We start from the raw sequence: 13547 nt of genomic DNA on the forward strand, positions 1-13547 counted from the left end.
GGGGTATAGACAATAACCTCTAACCCAATAGAATGAAGCAAATTTAAGTAAATAATGAACCCCTCTTGAGCCTAATCCAACTCAGGAGGGGTTCTGTCTTATTCCTTATCCAAATAGCTAAAGAAGCTAGACCTGTTCCACTAATTTTCCGGATAAATAAATTCATTCAGGTAATAAGGTACAATACTATCATAATAAGCTTTTCTCTCTTCAACAAAATGTCTTATCTCTGTAAAAAATGCATCATCCAGCAAAGGATAACGAACGGTCCGAACTTGATCCAACACCGAATTATGTTCAATAACCGCGTCAACACTAGCGATTAATTGGTCCACAAGTTTTTCACTCGGCGTGATTCCCATAATGTCATTATAAATTTGTGCATCTTTTTCAGTGTCCAATGCGTGATACGGCAACTTCATATCGATATGGATACCATCAACAAGCTGCTTGTCATATAAAGTCCGTAACTTATTATAATAAATACCGCTTGTCGTTACGATGATTTTCCCATCAAAAAGATTTCTTACTTGCCTCAATAAATCGCAAACCTTGTCCAATGGGTTAATGAGGAATTCCCCACCGCTGAACATAATTGCATCAAACAGAAAACCACTTTTCTTTAAATAGTCATAAAGATCATCTAGCGTTTTATATTCTTTCGGTGTGTTTGCAACGATTTCATCATAATTATGACACCCGAAACAATGGAGTGGACAACCAGATAAAGAATGAATCAATAAAGTCGTATGATCAGGCAAATCGGTAAATGTGCGAATAAAGGTATTATATAGTTTCATTATCATATGTTCACCGTGTATTAACGACGAACAACCTCCTTTAACGCATCTTCTTTCAATCTTTTTCTAATGGTCCAATCATGCCTTCTTGCTTTAGACCAGAAATTATATTTTCCTTCATAATAGCCCTTCTCATCGACGTGGATCCTGTTTCTTGAGATCATTTTCAAATACCCGATCACTCTGCTGAAGGTCGCAATATCTTCTGAATCGCAGACCGGACACTGATCTATATTTTTTGCATCTTCCGCAACGATTCTTTGGCCACACTCCATGCAAGAAGTAATCGTCGGTGTTAATGTAATATAATTGATCGGCTTCTCAAAGATTTTATCCAAATATTTCGCCAAACTTTCCGGTTTTACCTTCGCTTCCAAGAAGTGGTGTAAAACACTTCCAGAGGTTGCATATCCTTGAAATTCAGCGCTATTCTCCAACTGTTCCAGAAAATCCTCTTCCGAAAATGGCGTCATACAACCGCTCGTCAAATATGGATTCTCTCCTTCACCTTGTACAAACACTTCCCGCTCGTTTGCTTTTCCCCATTTCAGGTCATGGCGGGCTAATTTAATCGCTGCATTTTCAGCTGGTGCATATTCAATCCCGCAGGCAACTTTATCGCGTACAATGAATTCATTTACAATCTCGGTCATATATTGCATAATAGCATGAGCAACCATTTTGCCAGCTTTATCTTTCATCCCGTCTTGATATCCTAAGTTAATTAATCCTTCATTCATACCTGTAAGGGCAAACACGTTAAAATAGTTTTTAAAATCTTTATTATAAGCAAAGAAAGTAGGATATAATTCTTTGTTCGCTTCTATCCATTTTCTTTTTGCCATATGCGCTTCTTGCATGACTTCCATATATTCACGGATCTTCACTTTCACAAGTTCCATATCATGTCCGAATTCCAGAAGAACTCGGTTCATATTTAAATTCAGTACTTGGACAGCGCCTGTTGAACCGGTTGATGATCCGAACACGCCTCCTCCCGCTTTCGAGAGCGTTTCTAAATTAATTTGCAGTCTGCAGCAAAGACTTCTGCTCACTTCAGGATCTTTCGCCTGGATTAGCGGATTCAGAGTTTTATAATACGGATCTTCAAATGGCTTTGTTTTAAAGTTTTCGAAATAGACGCCACCCCATTGATACATTTTATCCAATAGTTCGATAAACACGGGATTTTCATAATTGAAGTAATCATCAATTTGCACCGTTAATAATGGGAAGGTAAATGGAATGCCATTGCTTCCTGTTCCGTTCCTCATTACCTCAATAATTGCCCGGTTCATTCGGTCAAAGTAAACCTCTGGAATATCTTTATATTGTATATTCCTTCCTTCTCCGCCGATTACAACGTATTCATCCTTGATTTCCTCAGACGGCTTCCCAAACTCTAACGTAATATTTGAAAAACTACTCTGAGCTCCGGACCGAAGCGGCATATTAAGCTCCCAAATCAGACTTTGAAACAGTTCTGCTAATTCCTCATCAGTATATGTAGTGCCCCTGCTTTCTTCATCGAATAAATAAGAAGCTGTAATGGTAGAAAGCTGTGCCAACATCACCGCACCGGAAACCTGTTGGGATACTAATGTAACAACATTACTGAAATGCCTGAGTAAAGTAGGTATCCGCTTCGCTGGTTTAGAAGTAATCATGTTTTTAGCAAGCGTTGGAATTCCTTTTGTCGCGATATCCATACAACTGATGGATACACAATACGGGGCAAGCTGTTTGTCATGGACATAAACGACACCGTCATCATAAAGCTCTTTCATTCTTGGTGGTAGAATTTGTGTAAATAAAAATTCTTCCTCTGCATGATTCGTTAGATTGTGCCTTAAAAGTGGTAAGGAATAGACATAATTACTATTTTCATGTCTTAAATAATCTGTTTGCTTATTCTCTTGCTGTGATGTGAATTTCTGAACAATATCCATTGTACTTTGGAACATATTAATCCCTCTCCTTTAGACATTTTAATCCATAACTTGATGAACCACCTTCACCTTAACACAATATATTGTACCACCAAGTGACCTCCATCACTATATATAGATTGTGTCGAAAAGAGTACGACTATTTGACAGTTTTGTGAGGTTACTCACGGTCCCCTGCATTTTTAACTAATTTGAAAAAGATAGGTGCGGAGGCAAATTCCTCTTTGGCACCTATCTTTTTCAATAGACTAGTCTTCTAATACTGTTTTTGCAATCGTCTGATCTAATTCTTCAAAATCATCATAAGAAATCGTTTCGTATAGTTCTTTTCTCGTCTGCATATTAAATACACCATCTGCTTGCGAGCCTTGCTCTTTGATCAGGGTAAAGATCCGTTCATATGCCTTTGCTGCTACTCTCAAAGAAGTTACCGGATAAATGACCATACGGAAGCCCATATTCTGAAATTCTTCTGCAGTAATAAATGGTGTCTTCCCAAACTCCGTCATATTCGCAAGCAGCGGGGCATCCACTTTTTCAGCAAACAGACGGAATTCTTCATCCGTTTGTAAAGCTTCAGGGAAGATTGCATCGGCACCAGCTTCAACATAACTTGCTGCGCGCCGGACTGCTGCATCTAGTCCTTCTACCGCCCGTGCATCCGTTCTGGCGACGACAACTAAGGAAGGAGCAACTTCTTTAATTGCTTTAATCTTTTGTACCATTTCCTCTGTCGGAACGAGCTGTTTTCCATTTAAATGTCCACATTTCTTGGGAAGCTGCTGGTCTTCAATCTGAACGGCAGCTACATTTGCTTCCACCATTTCCCGCGCTGTGCGTGCCACGTTTAATACACCGCCAAACCCTGTATCAATATCAACGAGTACTGGTAAATTCGTTGCTCTGACAAGATCCCTTGCCCGTTCTGCTATCTCTGTTGATGTAACGATACCAAGATCCGGCAGTCCTCTGCTCGCCGTATAAGCTCCGCCAGATAAATATAAAACGGAGAAACCTGCGTCCCTTGCAACTAAGGCAGCCATCGCATCATGTGCCCCCGGTATTTGTAAAATATCCTCCGCTTCCATTTCTTCTTTTAATTTTTCAGCTAATTCTTTCTGTGTTGACTGTTGATCCACAATCCACGCCATATCTATGGCCTCCTTCTCATCACTAGCACGTATTAATTTATAAGAAATAGCTCGACAAATTCATCCACATTCATATTTGCTAACTTTTCATAATCATAACTTATCGCTTCAATCTTCTTGCGTTGTTTATCTGTATAATGGGTTGCTAAGTTTTCCGTATACTTCTCCATTATTTTCGGAATGGCTTCCTCACGTCTGAAGCGGTGCCCTAATGGATACTCGCGCTCCACTTCTTCTGTCGATGACCCGTCTTTAAAATGAACTTGAACAGCATTCGCGATTGAACGTTTAGCAGGATCTAGATAGTCCTTTGTATATTCCTTATTTTCTACGACGATCATCTTATCACGCAGGATATTAATCATCGGATTTGCGGCAAAATCAGCCTCATAATGTTCTGCACGTACATCTCCTTCAAGCAGGGCGATAGCCGTTATATATTGTAAACAGTGATCCCGGTCTGCCGGATTATTCAAAGGTCCTTTTTTATCAATAATGCGAATAGCAGATTCATGAGTTGTAATCGTAATTTTGTCTATTTCCTCTAAGCGACTAGCGACTTCTGGATGTAACTGTACGCCTGCTTCTGCCGCTGTTTGTGCATGAAATTCAGCTGGGAAGGAAACTTTGAACAACACATTTTCCATTACATAACTATCCAGCGGCTGACTAAGCAATAGTTCCTTCTTATTAAATAAAACATCTTGGAATCCCCAACCCGGAGCACTAAGTGCAGTTGGATAACCCATTTCACCTTGCATGGCCATCAACGCTAGCCGTACTGCTCTACTCGTTGCGTCACCAGCAGCCCAGGATTTACGTGATCCAGTATTCGGGGCATGACGATACGTCCGTAGACTGGCATTATCAATCCAAGCATTCGTTAGTGCATTCGTTATTTCTTCACGATTTCCACCAAGCATTTTCGTGACAACTGCTGTTGACGCTATCTTTACAAAAAAGACATGATCAAGTCCTACCCGGTTCAAACTATTCTGGAGTGCAAGCACCCCTTGGATTTCATGTGCCTTGATCATCATTTCCAGTACTTCTTCAACTTTAAGCGGTTCTTGACCCTTCTGGATCCTTACTTGGCTAAGGTGATCGGCAACTGCAAGAATTCCGCCTAAGTTATCCGATGGGTGTCCCCATTCCGCTGCAAGCCACGTATCGTTATAGTCGAGCCAGCGAATCATCGTACCGATATTGAATGCAGCTTGAACGGGATCGAGTACATGGGAAGTCCCGGGGACCCGCGCCCCGTGAGGAACAATGGTCCCAGGCACGACTGGTCCGAGCAGTTTTGTACATTCTGGATAATCAAGCGCTAAAATGCCGCAGCCGAGGGTATCAAGCAATACATATTGTGCTGTTTGAAAAGCTTCTTCACTCGTAATATCCTTATTTAATACATAATCCGTGATTTCTTCTATTAACATATCTGTTTTTTGATAATCATCTGTTTGTAACATCATTTGTCCTCTCCATTTCCATTTTCTATACTTGTATGACTAAACATAACGTGCACCAATATAATTCACACGTGGTCTATACAGTCGGTTATTACTATGCTGTTCCATGACGTGAGCTGCTAACCCAGCAGTCCGTGCGCTGAAGAAAATCGGTGTATATAGTGGAATCGGGATCCCTAATTTCCAGTACACGGGTGCTGCGTAATAATCTAAATTCGGGTATAGCCCTTTTTCTTTTTCCATTATTCTTTCGCCCGCTTCACACATCTCTAGCAGTGAATAATCGCCATCTCGCATGCAGAGCTTTCGTAAAGCTTCTTTCGTAATTAAGGCTCTCGGATCCATTTTCTTCATATAGACCCTGTGGCCAAACCCCATCACTTTTTCTTTTTGCTGCAGCTTATTTAGAAGTAATTCCTCAAATTCTTTTACCGTTTGCACTTCATTCAGCATATACATGACCGCTTCATTCGCCCCGCCATGCAAATTACCTTTCAAAGAGGCAATTGCTCCGGTTAATGCCCCGTAAATATCCGAGTTTGTAGAGGCGATTACTCTCGCAGTAAAAGTGGAATTCGGCATTTCGTGCTCGCTGTATAAAAGAAGCAAACGATCAAAAATCTCAATTTCTAAATCACTTGGTTTCTTTCCGGTAATCATGTATAAAAAGTTTGCACTGTAGGATAAATCGGCTTGCGGATAAACTGGCTCTTCCCCGTGGATAATCCGGTGACTATTGACCGTAATTGTCGGTAGCTGCCCTAATAATTGATAGGCCCGTTTTTTATTCGCCGCAAGCGTCCGGTCTTCTATATCTTCATCGAAACCAGCCAGAACGGATAATCCAGTACGCATTCCATCCATTGAATGTGTCTGCTTCGATAATAAGCGAAGCACGTCGATTACAACTTCCGGGACATCATAATGCTGTTTCAGTGTTTCTTCTATGGAGATTTTTTCCGCAGGTGTTGGTAAGGTACCTTCTAATAATAAATGTACAATTTCCGCATATTCCTTACTTTTCGATAGCTCAATCAGATCATGGCCTTGAATGATGATTTTCTCCTCATCTACATCCAAAAATGAAATTGATGTCTCCGCCGCAATAACTCCTTCTAACCCTGGAACAAACTTTTCTTTTGTTTCCATGAATACCATCCATCCCTCATCTTTTATTTTCCTCAAATCTCCGAAAGCGTTAGCAAGTAAGTGACCTAATGAGGTTTTCGCATCTGTCATTATTATAATATTGATTGTAAAATTGGAAAAATATATAATATTAATAATTAGCCATAGACTTTTCCTATATCATAAGAGGAGGACGTACTTCATGAATTATCAGGACTGGGAAATGTTAGCCGCTCTCTATTCTACCGAGAACATTACGAAAGCTGCAGAACAATTATTTGTCTCTCAGCCCACTCTAACCTCGCGTATCCAGAGATTAGAAGAACATTATGATGTGCAACTCATGATACGAAAACGAAGAGGAGTTACCTTCACCCCAGAAGGTGAACAATTGGCACAACATGCACAAAATATGCTTCGCGAACAACGCAAAATGGAAGAAAAAATAAATAACATGAAAAATCAGGTCACAGGTACATTACGAGTTGGCGTATCCAATTTCTTTGCACTTAATAAAATGCCGAAGTTATTACGATTATTTAAACAGGAATACCCTCACGTAGAATTCCAAATGGTTACAGGATGGAGCAGTGCCATGCACCGCCTCGTTTTAAACAATGAAGTGCATTTAAGCTTTATTAAAGGAGATTTTCCATGGAAAGGAAAAAGGGAACTTTTATATGATGAAGAAATTTGCGTTGCCTCACCGTGGGATTTCACCTGGATGGATCTTCCCAATATGCCGCGGATTGATTATCATACGGACGAAAATATGAAGAGTATGGTGGATGAATGGTGGTACCATCATTATTCCGAGCGTCCACATACAACAATCCAAGTCAATCAAGTAGAAACATGCAAAGAGATGATTGTAAATGGACTCGGATATTCCATTCTTGCAAATTTAGTTGTCCGTCCCTATCCGGAGCTATTTGTAAAACCGCTCTATAAACCATCAGGAGAACCAATGATAAGAAAAACGTGGATGTATTATCATGAAGACTCCTTACAATTGAACATTGTCCATGCCTTTATTCGTTTTATTAGAGGGTTAGATGTAAAAGCAATATAATCATTTACTGTATCCTTTTATTGAGCGTAAGTGTTAGGAGCTTTCAGTTATTCGGGCGCACTAACCATCGTTCAGTTGCCCGGCGGACCGATGCGCATCCTTAGGCACGGCCTTAGCTCAGGCGCACAGGACGTGGCGAACTTAGTCTGCCTCGGAAGAAAACCGCTTCCTGCGGGATGGACACTTACGCTGAATGAAAGCAATTATCAGTTGATTTTCAGTAAGAGAGGAGATTTTAATGCTACCCTTTACAGAAAAAGTCATTCAAATTATTAAAGATATCCCTGAGGGAAAAGTGATGACATATGGTCAAATTGCAAAACTCGCAGGGAATCCACGAGCGGCTCGGCAAGTTGCCCGTATCTTGCATACGATGAGCAGAAAATATCACCTGCCATGGCATCGGGTTATTAATGCGAAAGGTCAGATTGCGATGAAAGAAGAAGAAAAGTTCAATGAACAGCGCTTGTCTTTAGAAGCAGAAGGTGTTGAAGTTGACGATAAGGGAAGAGTTGATTTAAAGAAATACAGAGTAGAAGCCTAGATTAAACAGCTTATTTATGCTATTATTTTTAATTATACATACTATAAATTTCGCAATATTTATAGTTTTTATGGAAAGGTAGGTAATTAGTTTTGCAAACATTAGGCAAAGTAAGCAGATTTGCGACGAGCACATTTGCTTTATGGGTTATTATTTTTGCAGTGCTTAGTTTCTTTATCCCGCAAGGTTTTGCGTGGATTGCACCACATGTATCGCTATTATTAGGTATTATTATGTTCGGGATGGGGCTGACCTTAACCGTCGATGATTTTAAAGGTGTATTTCTTGCTCCAAAAAGCGTGCTGATTGGTGTTGTTTTCCAATATACGATCATGCCACTTACGGCTTTTGCACTTGCATATGCCTTTAACTTACCACCTGAAATTGCAGCTGGGGTAATTTTGGTAGGTTGTTGTCCTGGAGGTACATCTTCCAACGTTATGACATTTATGGCAAAGGGAAATACTGCATTATCTGTAACAATAACAGCAGTTTCCACCTTGCTTGCACCGATTATGACGCCTACACTCACCTATCTACTCGCAAGCCAGTGGTTATCGGTTTCCTTTATGGGTATGTTCATATCAATTGTTCAAGTTGTATTATTGCCTATTATTTTAGGTGTCGTTATCCGCATGCTATTCAGCAAGCAAGTCAATAAGAGCATGGATGTCTTGCCACTCATATCCGTAGTCGGAATTGTTGCAGTTGCTGCAGCTGTTGTAGCAGTCAACAAGGAATCGATTGTAACTTCTGGGCTGTTGATTTTTGCAGTTGTTGTCTTACATAATTGTATCGGATATTTACTTGGGTATATTGCTGCTAAAGCACTTAAGCTTGATTTTAAAGATCAAAAAGCGATTTCCATCGAAGTCGGGATGCAAAACTCCGGACTTGCCGCATCTCTTGGTCTCGCGCACTTTTCGCCAATTGCTGCCGTACCTGGTGCCATCTTTAGTGTCTGGCATAATATTTCAGGACCACTTCTTGCAAACTGGTGGGCAAAAAGAAGTCAAGATGATTCGGACGATAAAGAGATTGCCTAATATCTTTTACCATTTTAAAGCCTGCGTGATAGGGTTAACCTCCCTATTATGCAGGCTTTTTCCATAAGGAACTCGATTTCTATGTATGATTCCGCCTCTTTTTGTGAAAAGATAATAGCATACACTCTAAAGTAGGAGGAGGATGTTCTCTGAAATTTTCTAGCCGTGGAGACGCACATAAACTCTATCTTCGTTTAAAAGAGATGCCAACCGCAGAGATAAAAAAGAGTCGATATTTACAAGAAACGCATGCAATCAAAGTGTTTTACGAAACACTGGACAAGGAAACATTACAATTAATTTATTATCAAATCGCGAAAGAAAAGAACGGCACAGGGATCATTCCAATCTTAGCAACTGCTATTCCCTGGCTCCTTTTTCTCTTTGCTAACCCGCTTGAAAACTTTCTTTTTCACGATGGAAGCTCGAATTGGATGATTTTCGCTTTTCTTTATTTAGTCCTGCTTAGTATTAGTTTAATCTTACACTTTAAAGAAAAAGCATGGGCTGTTGTGCACGTGGAAATTATTCAAGACATTTTGGCGGAGCGGTGATAGGTATATCTCAACTTTATCAAATAAAGCCGAAATGATTTACTTTGAAATTCCCCTTTACAAGCGGCTAAATTCATTAATCTAATAAAATACCCTGAGTTCTTCAGTTAATAAAATAAGAAACAGCCTTGAACCCATATGAATAATGAATTCTCGGCTGTTTCATTTGTTCACTAAAGTTTTTGTGTTTCTTATCCTTTTTTACTCTATTTTTAATTTCTCCCAAAGTTATTTACTGATCTGCACGAAACAGCCGAGAAGATAAATTAATGCATGATTAACATTTTCGCTCATTATGGCGTTACTAGCATAATCCTCTCTAAAAGGGGGGCAAAGACTTTTTTCTTAACGATTCAAGTTTGTGCTTTCTCTATTGTTTTACCAAAGTTAGGTTGGCGTTTTTCCTTGAATGCTTGAACACCTTCTTCATGATCTTCCGTAGTAATAAGAGATGCTTGGGCAATACGTTCTAGTTCAAGTATTTCATCTAGTGTAGAATTATAAGATTGATTAGTAATCTTTTTTATAAAGCCATATGCAATAGTAGGACCTAAAGCTAACTTGCCAGCAAATTCATTCACCTTAATTTGAAAGTCATCTAGTGGATAAATGTGATTAACAATACCCAATGCATGTGCTTTCTCAGCAGTAATCGGTTCTGCACTGAATAATAGTTCTTTAGCAAGATAGGGACCTAATAATCTTGGCAAGAAATATAATCCACCACCATCAGATATTAAGCCAACTCTTGAAAAACTTAAAGCAAATTTACTGTTATCTGCAGCTAGTATAAGATCACTTGCCAATGCTAAATTAAACCCAGCTCCAGCTGCAAAGCCATGTACTGCCGCAATAATTGGCTTTTCTAAGTCCCTCATCAATAGAATTAATTCATTCAATGTTCCAATATGATCATAGGCTTCTAACGGCGCTTTCTTTCCCATAGTCTTTACATCTCCACCAGAGCTAAATGATCGTCCTGAACCTGATAGGACAACAACTCGTATTGTTTTGTCGTTTTTAGCAAGCTTAAAAGCATTTATTAAGGCCTCCATCATTTCTGGGCTAAAGGCATTTAAACTTTCCGGTCGATTTAGTGTAAGATGCATTATCCCTGCGTTAATTGTTATAATTAAATCTTCACTTTGAGTGTTTTTCATTATTTTCATTCTCCTTTTAGTTCATTTATTAAAAGCAGACTTTTTAATGAGTGAATCACTTACTTACCCCACTAAAAACTTCTTCAAGTTTATTCCTAATTGAATCTGGAATGGGTTCAGTTTTTTGCTCTGCATAATTAAAACAAACTAATGTAGCTGTGGCACGAGCAACCACTTCTTCTTTACTATTTGTAATTTCATGATGTACCGTAAAGCTCTTTGTTCCAATATCTGTAACAATAGTAGAAACCTTTAATATTTTGCCTCCAAAAGCTTGTGATATATAATCACATTTAGTGGAAGCTAAAATAAAATTAATCATCAATGGATTTTTATTAGTCTTTCCAATTCCAATTTCATAGAAAAACTTTGTCCGTGCTTCTTCAAAATATAAAAAATAACTTGTGTTATTTATATGACCAGCTGCATCTGTTTCCGCAAATCGAACAAATACCTCTATATCAAATGATTTTGTCATGGTAACCTCCCTAAAATTAAATTAATGTTGAAAACCCAAAATCTATCAACCTAGCTATTCCGCCTCAATAATTGTTGCAATACCCTGGCCTCCACCGATACAGGCGGTGATAAGTGCGTATCTCCCATTTGCACGTCTTAATTCATAGACAGCTTTTGTTGCAAGAATTGCTCCTGTGGCTCCTAGTGGATGCCCATGAGAAATAGCACCGCCATTAACATTTAATTTTTCCGGATCTAAATGAAGTTCCCTATCACAGGCAATTACTTGTGCTGCGAAAGCTTCATTTAATTCAATAATATCCATCTCATTTAAATGAAGGCCCGACTTCTCCATAACCTTTCTAGTAGCTGGAACGGGACCTATCCCCATAATATTCGGATCGACGCCAGCAACTGCTGAAGCGCGGATCGTTGCCAATGGCTGAACACCTAATTCTTCTGCCTTTTCTCTTGACATAATCACAAGAGCCGATGCAGCATCGTTTAATCCTGAACTGCTCCCTGCTGTCACTGTTCCTCCTTTTAGAAAAGCCGGTTGTAATTTAGATAACCCTTCGATTGTCGTCTCCGGCCGAGGATGTTCATCCGTTTTAAAAACAATGGGTTCCCCTTTTCGAACTGGAACGCTAATTGGTACAATTTGTTCCTCAAAGCGTCCTTCTTCCATTGCTTTAGCCATTCTTTGTTGACTCCGTAATGAAAATTCATCCTGCTCTTCTCTACTAATTCCATATTTTCTCACCAAATTTTCTGCCGTTATGCCCATTGGTGGATCGCCTATTTCCTTTGGTGAAAGTTGAGAGCCGCGAAACTGTGGTGGTGCTGAACTATATGCCCCTTCAGCTCTGTCCATCAAATATGGTGCACGACTCATACTCTCTGTACCACCAGCAACATAAATATCACCATCTCCTGCTCGAATTGCTTGTGCAGCTAAATGAATAGCATTAATTCCTGAACCGCACTGGCGATCAATTGTAAGACCCGGTAATTCCATTGACAATTCCGTTTGCAAGGCTGTTAACCTAGCAATATTTCCTCCACCACTTAATACATTTCCAAGAATCACATCATCGATAGATTGCGGATCAATACCTGTACGCTTAATTGCTTCTTTAATAACTTCTGCTCCAAAGACATGTGCCGGAACAGTTGCCAAAGCACCACCCTGTCTTGCTATTGCTGTTCGAACAGCTGATACGATAACTGCATCTCTCTCCATTGGATACTCTCCTTATGATTTTACTTTTAATCCATATATCTTATTGATATATCCAGACATTTAATAGAAGGAATTCGGTAGTATACGGGTTTAGACATATTTCTTGAATGTGATTGCTCCATTAATTACCTCTTTTCCATCTTGATTCACAGCCGCTACAGTAAAATCAAGTAATCCTTCACGTTCTTTTTGTAGTTTCCCTTTAAGTGTTATAACATCCTCTAGAAAAACCATCCCTGCAAAGCGAATTTTATAATATTGAATAAATCCTTCTTCTAAATAAGGTGTAAATAATTTTGCTAGGTTCCCCATTGTCCACATGCCATGAGCAATGATGCCAGGTAATCCTGCCTTTGAAGCTTCGGCATCGATTGTATGAATTGGATTAAAATCACCAGATGCACCTGCATATTTTATTAAATCAATTCTTGAAACTGGATGAAGTGTAATCTCTTCCAATGAATCACCAATTTGTAAATCAAAGATGCTAGTCATCTTACCAACTCCTTTCTTACTGGTTCCGTTATAATTACAGATTGCCTTTCCGTATATATAATTTTTCCGTCTTTATCCTCACCACTGCCTTGTAATATTACAAAACTAAGAAGACCCATCTTTCCTGTTTTTTCATAGTAATCAAGAACTTCGGTATAACAATAAACCTCTTCCCCTACCAATAATGGCCTTTTATAATGATATATCTGCTCTCCATGAATAAGACCGACGTTTGGTAAGTTAAAATCCTCTATTTCTCCATAGTCGAAAACTCGAGGAAAAGTTGGGGGTGCTATATTTTGCTCGTATCTTGATTGTTTGCCATATTCTTCATCCACATAAATCGGATGTACATCGCCAATAGCTTCTGCAAACTTCTTAACCGCTCCCCTTTCAACAGTGTTTTTTACCTTTTCAGATCTTTTTCCAATTATATCTTTAAACATTTACACAACTCCCCTTTCTCATGTTTAT

The 13547-nt window shown here is 39.2% G+C and carries 14 protein-coding genes; 4 read left to right on the top strand and 10 right to left on the bottom strand.

Annotation, left to right across the window (positions count from 1 at the left end; translation table 11 throughout):
• Positions 1-140: 140 nt before the first annotated feature.
• From L3V42_RS01620 to mmgD, 5 genes are all read right to left on the bottom strand, one after another.
• Positions 141-800, bottom strand: coding sequence for a 4Fe-4S cluster-binding domain-containing protein (locus L3V42_RS01620; protein ID WP_235762081.1), 660 nt, complete (start codon positions 798-800; stop codon positions 141-143).
• Positions 801-820: 20 nt separating this feature from the next.
• Positions 821-2764, bottom strand: a complete 1944-nt coding sequence (gene nrdD, locus L3V42_RS01625; protein WP_235762080.1) for an anaerobic ribonucleoside-triphosphate reductase — start codon at positions 2762-2764, stop codon at positions 821-823.
• A gap of 233 nt (positions 2765-2997) precedes the next feature.
• Entirely contained in the window at positions 2998-3900 is a 903-nt protein-coding gene (prpB, locus tag L3V42_RS01630; protein ID WP_235762079.1) for a methylisocitrate lyase, read from the bottom strand.
• Between the two features lie 32 nt (positions 3901-3932).
• The gene (locus L3V42_RS01635; protein ID WP_235762124.1) at positions 3933-5372 is read right to left on the bottom strand and encodes a bifunctional 2-methylcitrate dehydratase/aconitate hydratase; all 1440 of its coding nucleotides are present in this window, start codon (positions 5370-5372) and stop codon (positions 3933-3935) included.
• Between the two features lie 39 nt (positions 5373-5411).
• Positions 5412-6521: a citrate synthase gene (mmgD, locus tag L3V42_RS01640; RefSeq protein WP_235762078.1), complete on the bottom strand. Its 1110-nt coding sequence runs from the start codon at positions 6519-6521 to the stop codon at positions 5412-5414.
• A 181-nt stretch (positions 6522-6702) separates the two neighbouring features.
• On the opposite strand from mmgD, the gene L3V42_RS01645 reads away from it, so the two are divergent.
• The 4 genes from L3V42_RS01645 (at position 6703) to L3V42_RS01660 (ending at position 9716) form a co-directional block, all read left to right on the top strand.
• Entirely contained in the window at positions 6703-7572 is an 870-nt protein-coding gene (locus L3V42_RS01645; RefSeq protein ID WP_235762077.1) for a LysR family transcriptional regulator, read from the top strand.
• Between the two features lie 238 nt (positions 7573-7810).
• Positions 7811-8116, top strand: a complete 306-nt coding sequence (locus L3V42_RS01650) for an MGMT family protein (RefSeq protein ID WP_238471110.1) — start codon at positions 7811-7813, stop codon at positions 8114-8116.
• A gap of 92 nt (positions 8117-8208) precedes the next feature.
• A complete protein-coding gene (locus L3V42_RS01655) occupies positions 8209-9162 on the top strand; it encodes a bile acid:sodium symporter family protein (protein WP_235762075.1) in 954 nt (317 codons plus the stop codon).
• A gap of 203 nt (positions 9163-9365) precedes the next feature.
• Positions 9366-9716 (top strand): hypothetical protein, encoded by a 351-nt coding sequence (locus tag L3V42_RS01660; RefSeq protein ID WP_235762074.1) that lies wholly within the window; start codon positions 9366-9368, stop codon positions 9714-9716.
• 353 nt (positions 9717-10069) lie between these two features.
• On the opposite strand, the gene L3V42_RS01665 is transcribed toward L3V42_RS01660, so the two are convergent.
• From L3V42_RS01665 to L3V42_RS01685, 5 genes are all read right to left on the bottom strand, one after another.
• Positions 10070-10876 carry an enoyl-CoA hydratase/isomerase family protein gene (locus tag L3V42_RS01665; RefSeq protein WP_235762073.1) on the bottom strand — a complete coding sequence of 269 codons (807 nt, stop codon included), beginning with the start codon at positions 10874-10876 and terminating at the stop codon, positions 10070-10072.
• 55 nt (positions 10877-10931) lie between these two features.
• Positions 10932-11354, bottom strand: coding sequence for an acyl-CoA thioesterase (locus L3V42_RS01670; RefSeq protein WP_188856097.1), 423 nt, complete (start codon positions 11352-11354; stop codon positions 10932-10934).
• 54 nt (positions 11355-11408) lie between these two features.
• Positions 11409-12578, bottom strand: coding sequence for a thiolase family protein (locus tag L3V42_RS01675; RefSeq protein ID WP_235762072.1), 1170 nt, complete (start codon positions 12576-12578; stop codon positions 11409-11411).
• A 90-nt stretch (positions 12579-12668) separates the two neighbouring features.
• Positions 12669-13073, bottom strand: a complete 405-nt coding sequence (locus L3V42_RS01680) for a MaoC/PaaZ C-terminal domain-containing protein (RefSeq protein WP_235762071.1) — start codon at positions 13071-13073, stop codon at positions 12669-12671.
• Positions 13070-13519, bottom strand: a complete 450-nt coding sequence (locus tag L3V42_RS01685; protein ID WP_235762070.1) for a MaoC family dehydratase N-terminal domain-containing protein — start codon at positions 13517-13519, stop codon at positions 13070-13072. Before L3V42_RS01685 ends, L3V42_RS01680 begins: the two co-directional genes overlap by 4 nt.
• Positions 13520-13547 lie beyond the last annotated feature (28 nt).

Source organism: Oceanobacillus alkalisoli (genome assembly GCF_022213125.1).
GTDB classification, from domain to species: domain Bacteria; phylum Bacillota; class Bacilli; order Bacillales; family Amphibacillaceae; genus Oceanobacillus; species Oceanobacillus alkalisoli.

Excerpts from the sequence above, each read along its gene's own strand:
- prpB (WP_235762079.1), bottom strand. The coding sequence starts at position 3,900 with ATGGCGTGGATTGTGGATCAACAGTCAACACAGAAAGAATTAGCTGAA.
- L3V42_RS01650 (WP_238471110.1), top strand. The coding sequence starts at position 7,811 with ATGCTACCCTTTACAGAAAAAGTCATTCAAATTATTAAAGATATCCCT.
- mmgD (WP_235762078.1), bottom strand. The coding sequence starts at position 6,521 with ATGGAAACAAAAGAAAAGTTTGTTCCAGGGTTAGAAGGAGTTATTGCG.
- nrdD (WP_235762080.1), bottom strand. The coding sequence starts at position 2,764 with ATGTTCCAAAGTACAATGGATATTGTTCAGAAATTCACATCACAGCAA.
- L3V42_RS01635 (WP_235762124.1), bottom strand. The coding sequence starts at position 5,372 with ATGTTACAAACAGATGATTATCAAAAAACAGATATGTTAATAGAAGAA.
- L3V42_RS01670 (WP_188856097.1), bottom strand. The coding sequence starts at position 11,354 with ATGACAAAATCATTTGATATAGAGGTATTTGTTCGATTTGCGGAAACA.
- L3V42_RS01675 (WP_235762072.1), bottom strand. The coding sequence starts at position 12,578 with ATGGAGAGAGATGCAGTTATCGTATCAGCTGTTCGAACAGCAATAGCA.
- L3V42_RS01660 (WP_235762074.1), top strand. The coding sequence starts at position 9,366 with ATGCCAACCGCAGAGATAAAAAAGAGTCGATATTTACAAGAAACGCAT.
- L3V42_RS01665 (WP_235762073.1), bottom strand. The coding sequence starts at position 10,876 with ATGAAAAACACTCAAAGTGAAGATTTAATTATAACAATTAACGCAGGG.
- L3V42_RS01645 (WP_235762077.1), top strand. The coding sequence starts at position 6,703 with ATGAATTATCAGGACTGGGAAATGTTAGCCGCTCTCTATTCTACCGAG.
- L3V42_RS01680 (WP_235762071.1), bottom strand. The coding sequence starts at position 13,073 with ATGACTAGCATCTTTGATTTACAAATTGGTGATTCATTGGAAGAGATT.
- L3V42_RS01620 (WP_235762081.1), bottom strand. The coding sequence starts at position 800 with ATGAAACTATATAATACCTTTATTCGCACATTTACCGATTTGCCTGAT.
- L3V42_RS01685 (WP_235762070.1), bottom strand. The coding sequence starts at position 13,519 with ATGTTTAAAGATATAATTGGAAAAAGATCTGAAAAGGTAAAAAACACT.